Below are 16,561 nucleotides of genomic sequence, written 5' to 3'. Positions count from 1 at the left end.
GATTGACTAGGAAGGTTGCTGCATCAACAATACCGAACTTTCTTTTTCCTCTGTATTTTCAATTAAATGAGAACAAAACAAGGCTTATTTCCGAAGCTTTCTTTTTAGCCCCGAATGGGAATCCACATTTTATTTCAAACCCAAAAATTGATTAAAATCAGCTTAACGCCAAACCAACTCAATCAAATGTACATATTGGTCTTCTATTCTTAGGTCAGTAAGGATAAAACATATATTTTTGCGGGGTAAAATATGTAATTTGAATCCTACCAATATTCATGATCCGGAGTATTTCCACAAAGTAGTGGATTGCCAATATGCCTGTCCTGCTCATACGCCGGTACCCGAATACATCCGACTCATCGCCGCAGGCCGATATACCGATGCTTATATGATCAATTGGGTGTCCAATGTTTTTCCCGGTGTCTTGGGTAGAACATGCGACCGCCCATGTGAGCCTGCCTGCCGTCGGGGACGAATCGAAGAAGAGCCGGTAGCCATCTGCAGGCTTAAAAGAGTTGCGGCTGACTTCAAGGATGACGTAACCAGCCTGATTCCCGGACCAACGGCTCCCAATGGTAAAAAAATAGCTCTGATCGGAGGTGGTCCGGCATCTTTGACCGTAGCCAGAGATCTTGCACCTCTTGGTTATGAGATTCATCTGTACGATGAACAACCGGCAGGTGGTGGATTTATGAGAAGCCAAATTCCGTCTTTCAGACTTCCTGAGGAGGTCCTCAACGAAGAAGTGAATTACATTCTCAACATGGGCATTCACACCCAGTTTAATACCTACGTTTCCAGTTTGAAGGAAGTGCTGAGGGATGATTATGATGCAGTTTTTGTAGGGACCGGAGCACCGCGTGGAAAAGATTTACCGGATTTGCCGGGGCGTCAGGAGGCAGCCGAAAATATTCACATAGGCATTGATTGGCTCGCCAGCGTAGCTTTTGAGCACACCAAAAAGATCGGGAAAAAAGTGCTCGTTATAGGAGGAGGCAATACCGCCATGGATTGTTGCAGAACATCCAGAAGACTGGGCGGAGACGATGTTCGTGTAGTAGTCCGAAGCCCATTTGGTGAAATGAAAGCTTCCCCCTGGGAGATAGAGGATGCACAGCATGAAGACATTCCATTTTACAATTTACATTCCCCTAAAGCTTTTGTAGTGGAGAATGGAAAATTAAAAGGGATGGAGTTTGAAGTGGTGGAAGCTAAATACGAAAACGGAAAAAGACAATTGGTCAATACCGGAGAAATAGTGTTTATGGAGGCAGACGATGTGCTTTTAGCCATCGGACAGGAAAATAGTTTTCCATGGATCGAAAGAGATTTGGGAATAGCCTTTGATAAATGGGGTCTTCCCGTTGTTGATACCCTTACTTTTCAATCAACCCTGACAAAAGTCTTCTTTGGAGGGGATGCAGCTTTCGGACCAAAGAATGTAATTACCGCAGTGGCGCATGGACATCAGGCAGCCATCTCTATTGACTTGTATTGCGAACAAAAATCGCTTACAGAAAGACCCTCTCCCATGACCAATCTCATCAGACAAAAGATGGGTATTCATGAATGGTCCTATGACAATCAGACGGCTGACGATTTGAGATTCAAAGTTCCGCATGCCGATAAAACGAAAGCACTGAAGGATCGATTGATGGAAGTCGAATTGGGATTTGATGTGCAATTGGCCTTCAAGGAAGCACAGAGATGCCTTAATTGCGATGTTCAGACCATTTTTACCGAAAGTAAATGCATCGAGTGTGATGCATGTGTAGATATATGCCCAACTGCTTGCATCAGTTTCGTCGAAAATGGTGAAGAATCAGATCTCAGGACAAGACTGAGCGCTCCGTCATTGGATACCAGCCAGGATCTATATGTGTCCAATGTTCTGCCTACTATGAGGGTCATGGTTAAAGATGAAGATGTTTGCTTACACTGTGGACTGTGCGCAGAGCGTTGTCCTACTTCCGCATGGGATATGCAGAAATATTTATATCACGCGCCTAAAGCTTGTCAACTATGATGAACGCACCAAAAGTGAATGATCTGGTGGTCCGTTTTGCCAATGTAAATGGAACTGGTTCGGCCAGCTCAAATAATATGTTTGCCAAAGCCATCTTCAGGATGGGCATACCGGTGACACCAAAAAATATATTCCCATCCAACATTCAGGGATTACCGACCTGGTATGAAGTGAGGGTGAGCGAACATGGATACCTGGGTCGAAGAGAAGGTATCGACATCATGGTTGCCGTGAATGCTCAAAGCATGGAACAGGATGTTGCCAATGTTAGGGAAGGAGGTTACCTGATTTATGATTCTACCAAGGCGCTCAGGGAACAGTTTATACGTGAGGACATCCATTACATCGGGATCCCGATGATGAAATTGTGTGTTGAACACTTTAATGACCCCAGGCAACATCTACTGATGAAAAATGTGGTCTATGTGGGTGCACTGGCTGCTCTGTTGGACATGGACCTAGCCGTGATTGAAAACCTGATCAGAGATCAATTTGCTAAAAAAGAAAAACTGATTCCCGGAAATCTACAAGCTCTTCATCTTGGAGTAGATTATGCACGGGAACATTTTAATTGTCCACTTCCCCTTCGATTGGAATCCAGAGATCTGAATAAAGATAAAATCCTTGTTGACGGAAATAATGCTTGTGGACTTGCTGCAATGTATGCAGGTGCGACAGTAGGTTCCTGGTATCCCATTACACCCTCTACCAGTGTAATGAATGCATTTGAGAAATGGTGCAATAAATATCGGATTGAAGAAGGTACAGGCAAGAAAAAATTTGCCATCATTCAGGCTGAAGATGAACTAGCTGCAATAGGCATGGTCCTTGGTGCCAACTGGAATGGTTCAAGAGCTTTCACAGCAACCAGTGGTCCGGGCGTTTCATTAATGTCTGAATTTCTTGGATTGTCCTACTTCGCCGAAATTCCTGCGGTGCTGGTCGATGTACAACGTTCAGGACCTTCCACCGGTATGCCTACCCGAACCCAACAATCGGATTTGCTTTCTTCAGCCTATGCATCTCATGGTGATACAAAGCACATTCTTTTATTTCCTTCTACTCCTACAGAATGCTTTGACATGACCGTAATGAGTTTTGACATGGCAGAGCGCTTCCAGACAACGGTCATCCTCATGACAGACCTTGATCTTGGAATGAACGACCATCTATGTGATCCTTTCCATTGGGACGACCATAAAGCTTATGATCGGGGCAAAGTATTAAATGCAGATGAACTGGAACAAATCAAAACATTCGGCCGATACCTGGATGTAGACAACGATGGAATTCCGTATAGAACCATTCCCGGCACACATCCTACCAAAGGTTCATTCTTTACAAGAGGTTCCTCTAGGGATGAGTATGCACGATACACCGAAGATGGAGACGTCTATGCAAGAAATATGACCCGACTCCTTAAAAAATGGGAGACCATCAAGCAAGAAGTTCCTGCTCCGGAGATTGTAAGAAATGATCCTGCCAATAAATCAGCCATTTTGTTTTTTGGAACTTCTTCTTATTCAGCCATCGAAACATTGGATCTATTACAGAGTGATGGGATTAACATGAACGCCGTACGTGTCAAGTCATTTCCTTTCCATCAGGATTTAATAGATTTTATAGAAAAACATGAGAACGTTTTCGTGATTGAACAAAACCGGGATGCACAAATGCGCTCCATGCTCATCATGGAAGGCGATATCCATCCAAAGAAATTAAAAAAAGTACTTCAGTTTAACGGAATGCCGATTACTGCCAAGTTTATTTATGGAAAAATAAAAGAACAAATGGTTAATTAGTTAATGAGCTAATTAGTTAATGAGTTAATTAGTTAATGAGCTAATGTGATAATGGGTTAATGAGCTAATTAGTTAATGTGGAAATGAAGTGGTGAGGTTTTACGGAGGAGGTATGACTTCAACTCGAAAAAACCTCAATAAAGAACTTCTTAATAATTGTAGATATTAAATTATAAAATGACATACGCAAAACCAAATTTCAGACATCCGGATCTTCCTTTAAATGAGATCGGATATGCTAGAAAAGAGTATGAAGGTGCAATATCAACACTTTGTGCAGGTTGTGGCCATGATTCTATTTCCGGTGCAATTATTCAGGCTTGTTATGAGTCTGCAATAGAACCTCATAGATTGGCAAAATTATCCGGGATAGGATGTTCATCAAAAACACCCACCTACTTTTTAGGCAATTCTCACGGTTTCAATTCAGTACATGGCAGAATGCCTTCTGTTGCCACTGGAGCTGTCATGGCTAATAAAGATCTCATTTATCTCGGAGTGTCGGGCGATGGGGATTCAGCATCCATCGGAATGGGTCAATTTGTACACGCGATAAGAAGAAATTTAAATATCCTTTACATTGTCATGAACAATGGCTGCTACGGATTAACCAAAGGTCAGGATTCAGCTACCGCAGATGCAGGGTCAGTGAATAAATCCGGTGCTGAAAATCAATTTCAATCCATTGACCTTGTTGGACTCGGGCTGGAATTAGGCGCTACTTTTGTGGCACGCAGTTTTTCCGGGGACAAAAGTCAGTTGGTTCCTTTGATAAAAGCCGGACTGAAACATCCGGGATTTGCTTTGATTGATGTGATCTCACCATGCGTTACTTTTAACAACAATGCCGGAAGTACTAAATCTTATGATTATACCCGTGAACATATGGAAGCCACTGCTTCCATCGATTTAGTTCCGGAGCGAAGTGAAATTACGCATGCCCAGCCAGACGGAAGTGTACAATATATCCAGCTGCATGATGAAAGTTTTATAGGATTAAACAAACTGGACAAAAGTTGGGATCCAACTGATAAATTATCCGCCTATAAAAAGATTTACGAGGCCAAACTGAATCATGAAATATTGACCGGCTTGATTTTTATTGATCAGACCAGTAAAGATCTTCATACCTTATTGAATACTTCCGACCGACCTTTAAATCAGTTGACTAAAGAAGACTTGTGTCCGGGAAACGGTGTTCTGGCTAAAGTAAATTCTATGTACCGATAAATTTCGGTTACAGAATGTAATAATTAAGAATAAAAAACTGAGCGTCTCAAAAGGCTTAATGAGCTTCTGCCACTACTTCCTTTACCATCGGAAGCATGCGCTTCATCAGACCTTCGATTCCTGATTTTAAGGTGACTGTTGAAGAAGGACATCCACTGCAAGACCCCTGCATCATCACCGTTACCACTCCGGCGTTGTAGGATTTGAACTCAATATTTCCACCGTCCATTTCCACTGCAGGCTTTACATAATGTTCAATAATCTCTTTAATTTTTTTAACGATGTCCTGATCTTCTGCACTGTAATCTTGCGTGTCGCCTGCATCGTGTGCCGCCTGCTGAAATTCTGCAAATCCGGCCTTAACAAGTTCTGTTTCTGATTCGATGATTTTCTTTATAAACTCCTTGGTGGAGACCATGATCTCATGCCAATCGAAATCAGGGTTCTTGGTAATGGTTACAAAATTATTGGAAATGTATACCGCCTTCACATATTCTAATGTGTACAAGGCATCCGCCATGGGAGACCATTCTTTGGCTACTTCTCTGTCCTTGAATTCGGCAATTCCCTTATAAAGTATACGGTTGCTTACAAATTTTAATGATTCAGGATTGGGAGTCTGCTCAGTATAGAGCATGATCGCCGGTTTTGCGGTGGTATTTTCCATAATTAGCCTTTAGAGCTAAAGACAAATTTCAAGACATTTTGTTCAATAAATGATCTAAATCTGCCTTGATTGATGCAAGCACTCACCATATACTTTACTCTTCATATTGCTTGATCTGGTCATGCAATTTGACCAAAAGCGTCTTTGCTTGTCGTAGAGATTTTACGTTTTCCTTTATCAGGATCAGCAATTGATTGGATTGTTTTAAAGTGAAAGGGTCTGAAGAATGATCGGTGCTGATGATCTTCAGTAAACTTTTGAAATAAGGAGATTCAAAATAACTTGATTGTGGGTTGGATATAAAATAAGCCTGTAGTTTTTTCTTCTTTAGAATAACCCTTTCAAATCCCATTTCTTTGGCAATCCAGCGGGTACGCAAGCCTTCAAAAAGTTCCTCCACAAACGAAGGAATAGGCCCAAAACGATCTTTTAAAGCAACTGAAAATTTTTCTATATCCTCTTCTTTTTCAAGTTTGTCAAGTTGCTGGTATAGATTAAGTCTTTCCTGGACATTGGTCACATAAGAATCTGGAATAAACATCTCAATATCGGAATCTATACTGGTATCTCTGACATATGTTTTCTTTGGTTTGCCTTCTTCTTCAAACAAAGATTTGTACTCTCCTTCTTTTAATTCAAAAATTGCTTCTTCAAGAATTCGTTGATAGGTTTCATATCCTATGTCACTGATGAATCCACTTTGTTCGCCACCCAAAAGGTTCCCGGCGCCACGGATATCGAGATCCCTCATTGAGATGTTGAATCCACTTCCGAGATCTGAAAATTCCTCCAGTGTTTTTAATCTTTTTTTTGCCTCCGTAGTGAGTGCAGAGGAAGGTGGAGCAAACAAATAGCAGTAAGCTTTTCTATTCGATCTGCCGACTCGTCCACGCAATTGATGCAAATCACTGAGTCCAAAATTTTGAGCATTGTTGATGATAATGGTGTTGGCATTTGGAATGTCCAGACCGGTTTCTATAATGTTGGTACAGACCAACACATCAAATTTATGTTCAATAAAATCTACCAGCACTTTTTCTAATTTTTCTGCTTCCATTTGTCCATGTGCAATGGCTACTTCTACATCCGGACACAATTTTCTGATTAGGTCTCCTACTTCCGCAAGATTCTTAACCCTGTTGTGTACAAAGAAAACCTGTCCGCCCCGATAGATTTCATTCAGTATTGCATCCTCAATCAATTCGTCATTGAAAACCCTGCGTTCAGTGTGGATAGGCTGTCTGTTGGGAGGTGGTGTATTGATGACACTTAGATCCCGGGCGGCCATGAGAGAGAACTGTAAGGTCCTTGGAATGGGCGTAGCGGTTAGGGTAAGCGTGTCTACATTGACTTTAAATTGTCGCAGTTTTTCTTTGGAGGCAACACCAAATTTTTGCTCCTCATCAATGATGAGCAATCCCAAATCTCTAAACTCAGTTTTTTTATTCAACAAACTATGAGTGCCAATGATTAAATCGAGACTTCCTTCTTTTAATTTTTTTAGAATGGCAGTTTTTTCTTTAGCACTGCGAAAACGAGAAACGTAATCAACGTCTACCGGGAATTCTTTTAATCGTTCACTGATCGTTCGGTAATGCTGTAAAGCAAGTATGGTCGTGGGAACTAAAATGGCAACTTGTTTCCCATCCTGGATGCACTTAAATGCTGCCCGTATGGCTACTTCCGTTTTTCCAAATCCTACGTCACCACAGATTAACCTATCCATAGGGTAGGCCTTTTCCATGTCATTTTTGACATCCTGAGTTGCTTTGCTTTGGTCAGGGGTGTCTTCATAAATAAATGAAGCCTCTAACTCTGTTTGCAAATAATTATCCGGCGAAAATGCAAATCCCTTGGATGCCTTTCGTGCGGCATATAACTTGATAAGTTCTTTGGCAATTTCTTTGACCTTCGCCTTGGTCTTTTGTTTGAGGATTTTCCATTGATCAGAACCCAATTTGTGCAACATGGGTTCAGTGCCTTCCTGGCCAACGTATTTACTGATCTTATGAAGGGAATGTATGCTGACGTAGAGGATGTCATGATTGCGATAGATCAATCTTACAGCCTCTTGCATTTGACCATTCACATTGATTTTTTCCAGTCCGGCAAATCTTCCTATTCCATGGTCTAAATGGGAAACATAATCACCCGGTTGTAATTCACGCAATACTTTCAGGGACACCGCCTGTTCTGCAGAAAATCCTTGTTTTAATTTGAATCCATGGAACCTCGAAAAAATCTGATGATCTGTAAAACATGCCAGCTTCAAGTCTTCATCAATAAAACCTTCCCGAATGGAAATGAGTGCCGGCTGAAACTGTATTTCTGCTTTCAGGTCTTCAAAAATGCGGTAAAATCTTTCGATCTGCTGGACATTGGAAGTGCAGATATAAGGAATGATATTTTGATCATTAAAATCTTTTATGATCTCGATGAGAATGTTAAAATTTTTATTGATGCTCGGTTGGGGTTTTGTGTTTAACCGCATCTCCACCAAATCCCTGACCTCTGAAGGTTTGGTATCGAAATAAACCAAAGGGAAGTTGGTCAATTCTCTGGCAATTTCACCCGGAAAAACAAAAGCACGATCTCTGATCATATTGACCGTTCTTTCTTCTTCGTAGTGAATCATTTTTTCTCCAAATTTTTCAGCTGATTCAAAACAAGTTTGGAGTTTGTCAATCAGTGCCTGCTCATCTTTGATCCAAATAATGGAAGACTCCGGGAGAATTTCCAGCAAACTTTTCTTCTCCGCATTTTCAAATTCAGTATTGAGATTTGGAATGATGCTGAAGCGACCAAGTTTTTGGATGGACATCTGCGTCTGGGTATCAAAACTTCGAATGCTTTCGATCTCTATGTCGTTGAGTTCTATGCGGTAAGGATGATCACTGGCATACGAAAAGATATCAATTATGCCTCCTCGAATCGAAAACTGGCCGGGTTCAAAAACAAAATCTGCCCGCACAAATCCGTACTTTACTAACTTATCTATGACCTCATCAACATCCAAAAGTTCACCCTGAATAAAATCTACTCTGGAAGATTCAAAACGAGCGGGGGCTAATATTTTTTCAAACAAGGCCTCAGGATAACTGATGATTAGGTGTGCGTGGTCAGGTTTAATTTTTGCAACTGCCTCAATTCTTTGCTGAACCTGAAAGGGATCCAGATCTTCAAAGCTCACAGGTCTTTTAAATGAATCCGGAAAGAAGCTAAGCTCTTTTTCCTTGCAAAATTGTTCAAGGTCATTCTGAAGATAGGCAGCTTCTTCTTTGTCATTGGCAATGACTAAATGAGTGCATTTAAACTGTCGTAGGCTTGAAAAAAGCAAAAAGCTGTCCCTTGAACCTGAAAGGCCCTGAATCCAAAATTTTTTACGTCCCTCTTCTTTAATATGCTTATAAAGCTTTTGAGCAGTGGGATCATTCAGGAAGAGGGATTCCAAAGATGTATTTTCTGCCACAGGTCGCAAAGTTAATCAGTCTGCAAGACATTGGATCAACCAATTGCAATGGATGATAAAAATTCAGGAAACTAATCCTGAAAAAAGAAAATGTGTGTCTTTAAATTTAAGGAGCGAGTAAATAAAATTATGCTCCTATGAGACCCATTTTTTCCATTCGGTAATATTCCCGGAAGGTGATCATCCTTTGGGTGTTTTCATCCCATAATTTATGAGTGGCCAATTTGAAACTTTCCCACACGGTAATTTCGGTGGTGTATTTATGAAACCAAGGAATGGCTTTCTCACATTTCTGAAGATTGTAATTTGGAATCGCAGGATTCAAATGATGAATGTGATGAATGGCAATGTTGCCGGTAAACCAATGAAGTATTTTAGGTAATTTATAATAGCTGCTTCCTTTGATGGCTGCATACATAAATTCCCATCGGTTTCTCCATTCTTTATAACCATGTTCGTGCTGATGCTGGATGTAAAAAAACCAAATGGCTATTATGGCAAATAATGAAAGGATAAGCATGTGTACGGTCAGAAACTTTTTCCAATCAAGGATAAAGCACAATCCTACCATGATGGCAGCGTAAATTATATTATTCAGAATTAAACCTGGTTTATATTTTTTAAACTCCTCAAGATTAACCAATGGCAATCTGTTGTGTATAAAGATATAATAAAGAGGACCAAAGAAAAACATCACAATTCCGGATCGGTACAAGCGGTATTTAAATCTTGCGAATTTGGACAATGAAGCAAATTCTTTTACCGTAAGGGTATCAATGTCACCGATGTCTCTTACTTCCAGCATACCATTATTCATATGGTGAAAGTGGTGGGATTTTGCCCAATAGCTATAGGGCACAGAGCTTACTAAACTACAGAAATATCCTATTCTTTTTCGCCAGCTGGTAGATTCCACAAAACTGTTGTGTCCACAATCATGCTGAATAATAAAAATGCGTACCAGAAAAAATGCATTTATTACAGCCAGTAACACTGACAATAAAATACTGTAATCCCATAAGAAATAAATCGCAACCCAAATCACGAAGAAGGGTCCAAATGAATTTATTATCTGGATGATCGCTTTTTTGTTATCGGGTTTTTGATATTCTCTCAGTGTTTTTAAAGCCAACTTGACTTTTGAAATAAACTCTTCCTTTTCTAAATTCAATTCTTTCATTATTGGTTCGCCCTTAAGAACCGCAAAGATATTGATTTAGTTCAAACAATGTCAAGAAAATTGGCTGTAACATCAGGAAAATTTGAGTTTATATTAACTAAAATCAATATGTATAATTACCAATAGATTAGATTTTTGTCTATTGGACTCTTTCTGCATTTGTCAACTGAAACATAAGTCGGTTTAAATCCATGGTGTTGAGTCTCAGGATTCCTTTGAGTTCAATTTTATCAGCCGTAAATGGAATCCCTTTTTGAGCAATCACTTCAATGACTGTTTCAGGGCCGGCCCCTCCGCAAAAATAACAAGATCGCACGGGCAATGCTGAAAGTACAAATTCAGTTTGACTTTTGTAACCATCTCTGGGAATGATGAAACCTTTTACCAATATTTCCTTACCCTCATAAGATTTTAATTCAGCGCTGAACAACGGATATTCCACTTCAAATCCAAGGTTTTCATCCACCATTTTTTTATACTTCACCTGACTGAGAATACCCCAAATATTTTGAGCAAATCCAATATGAAAGCAATGGATTAAAACAAAAAACATGAGTGCTTTTTTCATTTTTCCTGTGAAAATTTAATACAATGTACTGCCGTCATAATTTGTTTGCCAGAGCCAGAATATTTATTTAAAATAAACGCCTCCAATCAAATTTGAAATTATAAAAATCTTAAGTGGATTTTATAAACATCAATCGGAAATTACCGGAATTTTTTAACTACTTCTTTTCCGCTTCTTCCTCTTTTTTGCGATGCGCTTTGCTACCTGATTTGAGTTCTCTGGATATTGCAACATACGGACCTGTTACCACTTCATCCCCTTCATTGAGCCCACTGATTATTTCAATAAAATTTTCATCCTGTATACCGGTTTTTACGTCCACCCTGTGGACAGTGTCTTTTAATAGGATAAACACCGCTTCATGAAATGGATTTTCTTTTAGAGCAACTTTTTTTTCAGTTTTGGCAATGTTTCCTTCCAATGCAGCATCCTTTGCTTTTTTCTTTTTCATTTCAGCATCAGGGTCGTAGGCCACTACCGCTTGAATTGGAATGCTCAAGACATTTTCCACTTTGTTGGTTTTTATTTCGACCGTTGCGGACATTCCCGGTTTGAATGGAGCGGGTCCATTGCCGGTCACCAAATCTGCATAAGATTCTTTTTCAATTCTGACTTTGACAATAAACTTAGTGACCTGGTCAGTCGAAATTGAACCTCCGATACCGGTGCTTAAATTGGAAGCACTGTTGGATACTTCAGTGACGCGTCCGGTAAATTTTTTATTTTGGTAAGCATCGACTTCAATTTCTGCTTCATCGCCAATGGTAACACGTACAATATCATTTTCACTCACTTCTATCTGAACTTCCATGGCGTTTAAATCAGCAATGCGCATCATTTCCGTACCGCTCATTTGCATGGTTCCTACTACACGTTCTCCTTTCTCTACATTGAGTTTGGAAATGATTCCATTCGCGGGTGCTTTTATGGTAGTGCGTCCAAGATTAGTCTTTTGTTCTTTCAAAACCGCCTCTGCATCTTTTACCTGATAGGAGGATCCCTGGGATTGTTTTTTGATGGCCTCAATGTTGGATTCTGCTGATCTCAGATTGGATTCAAGATTTTTTAACTGTGCTTCAGAGGCTTCCAGGTCTGCTTGTGAAATGATTCCATCACTAAATAATTTTTTATTTCGGGAATAGACCTTTTTTGCATTTTCAAATTGTGCTTTGACCTGATCTTTTTGGGCTTCCGCAGCACTTATATTGACCCTACTTGCACCTGCCTGAGATCTGGCAGCATTGACTCCGGCTGAGGATCTTTCCACTGCTGAAAGGTACACATCCGGATTGATGCGTGCAATAATTTGTCCTGCTTTTACAGAATCACCTTCTTCAACATAAAGCTCCACGATTTCTCCAGAAACATCCGATGATATTTTAATTTCTTTTTCCGGATAGATTTTTCCACTGGCTGAAACGGTTTCAGTAATGTCTCTCCGCTCTACTTTCTCAACAACAACTGCTGTTCCTTTAGGTTTTGTTTTGTTCTTTAGAATGGCCGCTGTGATCAATAAAATTATGGCGGCAATCAATGCCCAAATCCACCATTTTGATTTCTTTGCGGGTGCCATTTGTTTAGTTGTTTGTGCCATATAAAATATAAAATTTAAATATTAATCTGTGCTCTTAGTTTTTGAAGAAATGGGGAGGCAAAAATAAATCCTTCCAGTATCTCATTTTTACTGGACAAAACTTCCTCTTTGGTTCCGGTCCATTCAAGTCTTCCTTCATGAAAAAAGACAATTTTTTCTCCGATCTGCATCACACTGTTCATGTCGTGGGTGTTGATCACGGTTATAATGTTCATTTCGTGCGTGATGTCCATGATCAAATCATCAATAACAATGGATGTTTTGGGATCTAATCCACTGTTGGGTTCATCGCAAAAAAGATATGTTGGATTGAGCACAATGGCTCTTGCAATACCAACTCTTTTTTGCATGCCTCCTGATAATTCCGAAGGATACTTTTTATTATTTCCCTGAAGATTTACCCGCTCCAAACAATGATCAACTTGCATCAGTTTTTCTTTCGCCGTTTTGGTCGTAAACATATCCATCGGGAAACGAATATTTTCTTCCACTGTCATGGAATCAAACAATGCTGATCCTTGAAACAACATCCCAATCTGCATTCTTAATTCGCGGGTCTGTTTTTTATTGAGTGAATAAAAATCCACCTCATTAAAAAAAACATGCCCACTGGTAGGTGTTACCAGTCCAATAAGAATTTTGAGAAATACCGTCTTGCCTGCACCTGACCGGCCTATAATCAGATTAGTCTTCCCTTGTTCGAAGGTGCAACTGATGTTTTTTAAAACTTCCTGAGTTCCAAAACTCTTGTAAATATTTTCTGCCCTGATCATGTGGTCATCAACATTGCAATAAGATAATCCGATAAAAGAATCAGAATGTTGGAGTAGACGACAGCCTGTGTACTGGCATTTCCCAATTCAATACTTCCTCCTTTAACAAAATAGCCCTGGTAACATGAAACAGTCGTCAAGAGAAATGAAAATGTCACCGCTTTGACAAACATCATGGTAACGTTGTAAGGGACAAAAAATGATCTAAGGCCCTGAACGTATTCTTCATTGCTGAACAAACCTGTAGGGACACTGGCTAAGTAACCACCAATAATACTGATGAATGCACCTACACAGACCAACATAGGAATTACTATGATCGATGCAATGATTTTAGGTTGAACCAGATAGGCTGCTGTATTTACACCCATGATTTCCATGGCGTCTATATGTTCTTTTTGACGCATACCTCCTATTTCTGATGCCAGATTGGAGCCGACTTTACCGGCCAAAACCATGCAACTAAAAGTTGGGGCTAATTCCATGATGGTCATGTCCCGGACTATATAACCAATGTAATATCTTGGGATCAACGATCCTTCCATTTGGTAGGAAAACTGAACAGCCGTTACGGCTCCAATAAAGACTGAAATGATGGCAATAATAATGAGTGACCCAATACCGATGTTGATCATTTGACGAAGGGTCTCCCTCCAGTACATGCTGGCATTCTCAGGTTTTTTAAAAACCTGGCCAAGCCATACCACATATTTACCGAGATGAAATAAGGTTTTCATTCAAAAGTAAAGGTAAAACAATCCACCGTTTTGCCCTCAGTTTTTAGATAACCTTTCCTTTTAAGACTATGAACAGGTCAGCAAATACCATGAATTGTTCAAAGGTATTTTATGCAAACATTTTTTGGTTCGGTGAAGAATCGCATCGCTTCCCAACCCCCTTCACGACCCACACCACTTTGGTTCATGCCTCCAAATGCAGTCCTCAGGTCGCGGTTCAGCCAGCAGTTGATCCATACAATACCGGTGTTGAGTTGTTGGGCTATTCTATGCGCTCTGTTAAGGTCTTTGGTCCAAAGGGTAGCTGCCAGTCCGTAGTTACTGTGATTGGCCAAAGTCAGCGCTTCTTCTTCAGAAGCAAACCTCTGTAAAGTGATCACCGGACCAAATACTTCTTCCTGATTTATTCTGCACGCCGGTCCCAGGCCTTCAAAAATGGTAGGCTCCACAAAATATCCTCGATGACATCGCCCTTCGGGATAAACGGCATTTCCACCGGTAAGCAATTGGCCTCCTTCCTCTTTGGCGAGTGTTATGTAAGACATGATTTTGTCACGATGAGCAGCAGAGATGACAGAACCAATCTGAGTCCCATCTTCCATCGGATCACCTATTTTTAAATGTGAAACCTTGTTGACAAGGTCGGTTTTAAATTTTTCATAGATGCTTTGGTGAATAAGTATTCTGGATCCGCAAAGACAAATCTGACCTTGATTTGAAAATGCCAACCGGGCAACTTCGCTGAGGGTTTTGGAATAATCACAATCTTCAAAAACCAAACATGGATTTTTGCCTCCTAATTCAAGGCTCAGTTTTTTAAACATGGGTCCTGCAATACCGGAAATAATTTGACCTGTTTTGGTGCCGCCGGTAAATGAAATTGCTTTGATATGTGGGTTTTTTACGATGCCCTCACCCAGGTTTGGACCCAAACCATGAAGAATATTGAGCACTCCTTTAGGTAATCCTGCTTCATTTGCAATTTCTCCAAGCATAAAGGCAGTAGTGGGGCTCAGTTCTGAAGGCTTGGCAACAACGCAATTGCCAGCAGCAAGGGCCGGGGCTATTTTCCAGGTAAATAAGTACAAAGGAAGATTCCATGGTGAGATGCATCCTACTACACCGATAGGTTGCCTTAAGGTATAGTTTATGGAATCAGGAGTAGAATGGCTTTCAGAAGAAAATTGCATGGCCGCGGTTGCAAAAAATCTGAAGTTGGATGCAGCGCGTGGAATTTCAATATTGCTGGAGAGATTGAGGGGTTTGCCTGTGTCGTTGGTTTCCGCAACTGCCAGTTCTTCATTTTTTTCTTCAATCAAATCTGCTATTCTATTTAGAATCTTGAATCTAAGTGATCCTGATGTCAGGGACCAATCTCGAAAGGCTTCTTTTGCGGCCGTTACCGCCAAGTCCACATCTTTTTGGTTGCTGTCGGGGAGATGGGAGATTACATGACCGGTTGCCGGGTTTATATTGTCCAGCCATTTGGTATCGACAGGGTCAAGATATTGTCCGTTTATATAGTTTTGAATTTTGTGCATGCAGATTAAATTATAGCGTGAAGATCGCATAATAAATTGGCAGGTGCAAGGGACACTAGCGTTGCGGTATTAAATATACTTTTCGAAATTCAATATATAAATAACCTATTATATTTATTTATACAAAACTTAATTAAAAAAGAATACTTGAATTACTCAATTTTTAACTTGAATTGAACATTTGATTAATAGAAATTCAATCAAAATGTAAAAATAGATTAAGCAAATAATGCTAAAATAAACAATAAAGCTAACAAGGATAAAGCTACAGCAATTATTCCCATGACTAATCCAGCTTTAGCCATTCCTCTTCCGTTTAGAGATTTAAGACCAATGGCTCCAAAAATTATTGCAAGAATACCTAATAGTAAACCACCGAAGCCTGAAAAAATCCCCACTAATCCTAATATACCACAAACCATTGCCGCGATACCCATGCCATTACTGGTATTTTCTGGTGAAAGCTTATTAATTATATTATTATTTTTAATCTTTAATAATGTTGATTGCAAATTTGCCTGAGTTTTTCCGGCAATTCTCGTTTCTCTGATTGGTTTTTTAGCAGCTTTATGGCTAGAAGGAGCCATCGGTTTTTCATTCAGTAAATTGAGATTTGGGGTATAAAGCACAGAAGGCTCTACTGATGCATAAAGTGGCTCAGCATTTTGCCTGGCAGCTATTGGCTCAACAGATAAAATTTCTTTCTCAACAGCCCACTCTGAGGTAGATTTTTTGACCAATTGACTGGAAAGATTTTTGCTTTTTTTCTTTTTAGGGGTGGATTGGTAATTGTTCCAGGCTAAAGATTTATGACCGTCTTTAAAACTTGGGCAGCTGACATAGGACTGCTTGCTACATGAACCTAGAAATAGGCCAAATGCGAGGAGTAAAAAACTGAGTTTTTTCATTTAATAAATTTTGAAGGTTTAATAATAAAATTGTCTGGTTAAAGGTAAGTATTCTGACCAGAC

At 40.0% G+C, this 16,561-nt stretch carries 12 protein-coding genes; 3 read left to right on the top strand and 9 right to left on the bottom strand.

From position 1 onward, the window contains the following. Positions 1–259 precede the first annotated feature (259 nt). The 3 genes from IPJ53_14380 (at position 260) to IPJ53_14370 (ending at position 5,061) form a co-directional block, all read left to right on the top strand. On the top strand, positions 260–2,029 hold the full coding sequence (locus tag IPJ53_14380) for an FAD-dependent oxidoreductase (GenBank protein ID MBK7800285.1): 1,770 nt from the start codon (positions 260–262) through the stop codon (positions 2,027–2,029). Continuing rightward, positions 2,029–3,831, top strand: a complete 1,803-nt coding sequence (locus tag IPJ53_14375) for a 2-oxoacid:acceptor oxidoreductase subunit alpha (GenBank protein MBK7800284.1) — start codon at positions 2,029–2,031, stop codon at positions 3,829–3,831. Before IPJ53_14380 ends, IPJ53_14375 begins: the two co-directional genes overlap by 1 nt. Positions 3,832–4,008: 177 nt before the next feature. Continuing rightward, a complete protein-coding gene (locus IPJ53_14370) occupies positions 4,009–5,061 on the top strand; it encodes a 2-oxoacid:ferredoxin oxidoreductase subunit beta (GenBank protein ID MBK7800283.1) in 1,053 nt (350 codons plus the stop codon). A gap of 55 nt (positions 5,062–5,116) precedes the next feature. On the opposite strand, the gene IPJ53_14365 is transcribed toward IPJ53_14370, so the two are convergent. From IPJ53_14365 to IPJ53_14325, 9 genes are all read right to left on the bottom strand, one after another. Beyond that, positions 5,117–5,728 carry a NifU family protein gene (locus tag IPJ53_14365; protein MBK7800282.1) on the bottom strand — a complete coding sequence of 204 codons (612 nt, stop codon included), beginning with the start codon at positions 5,726–5,728 and terminating at the stop codon, positions 5,117–5,119. A 94-nt stretch (positions 5,729–5,822) separates the two neighbouring features. Further along, on the bottom strand, positions 5,823–9,206 hold the full coding sequence (gene mfd, locus IPJ53_14360) for a transcription-repair coupling factor (GenBank protein ID MBK7800281.1): 3,384 nt from the start codon (positions 9,204–9,206) through the stop codon (positions 5,823–5,825). 118 nt (positions 9,207–9,324) lie between these two features. Next, positions 9,325–10,377: a fatty acid desaturase gene (locus tag IPJ53_14355; GenBank protein MBK7800280.1), complete on the bottom strand. Its 1,053-nt coding sequence runs from the start codon at positions 10,375–10,377 to the stop codon at positions 9,325–9,327. A 139-nt stretch (positions 10,378–10,516) separates the two neighbouring features. Further along, positions 10,517–10,945 carry a hypothetical protein gene (locus IPJ53_14350; protein MBK7800279.1) on the bottom strand — a complete coding sequence of 143 codons (429 nt, stop codon included), beginning with the start codon at positions 10,943–10,945 and terminating at the stop codon, positions 10,517–10,519. 157 nt (positions 10,946–11,102) lie between these two features. Beyond that, positions 11,103–12,518, bottom strand: a complete 1,416-nt coding sequence (locus IPJ53_14345) for an efflux RND transporter periplasmic adaptor subunit (protein ID MBK7800278.1) — start codon at positions 12,516–12,518, stop codon at positions 11,103–11,105. 35 nt (positions 12,519–12,553) lie between these two features. Continuing rightward, the gene (locus IPJ53_14340) at positions 12,554–13,312 is read right to left on the bottom strand and encodes an ATP-binding cassette domain-containing protein (protein ID MBK7800277.1); all 759 of its coding nucleotides are present in this window, start codon (positions 13,310–13,312) and stop codon (positions 12,554–12,556) included. Beyond that, positions 13,309–14,049, bottom strand: coding sequence for an ABC transporter permease (locus tag IPJ53_14335; protein ID MBK7800276.1), 741 nt, complete (start codon positions 14,047–14,049; stop codon positions 13,309–13,311). Before IPJ53_14335 ends, IPJ53_14340 begins: the two co-directional genes overlap by 4 nt. 98 nt (positions 14,050–14,147) lie before the next feature. Then, positions 14,148–15,590: an aldehyde dehydrogenase gene (locus IPJ53_14330; protein ID MBK7800275.1), complete on the bottom strand. Its 1,443-nt coding sequence runs from the start codon at positions 15,588–15,590 to the stop codon at positions 14,148–14,150. 218 nt (positions 15,591–15,808) lie between these two features. After that, positions 15,809–16,498, bottom strand: coding sequence for a DUF4190 domain-containing protein (locus IPJ53_14325; GenBank protein ID MBK7800274.1), 690 nt, complete (start codon positions 16,496–16,498; stop codon positions 15,809–15,811). Positions 16,499–16,561 lie beyond the last annotated feature (63 nt).

Source organism: Candidatus Vicinibacter affinis (genome assembly GCA_016714365.1).
In the GTDB taxonomy this organism is placed as follows: Bacteria; Bacteroidota; Bacteroidia; order Chitinophagales; family Saprospiraceae; genus Vicinibacter; species Vicinibacter affinis.
Note: the sequence above shows the minus strand (reverse complement) of the source record. Positions and strands in the feature narration are given on the sequence as shown.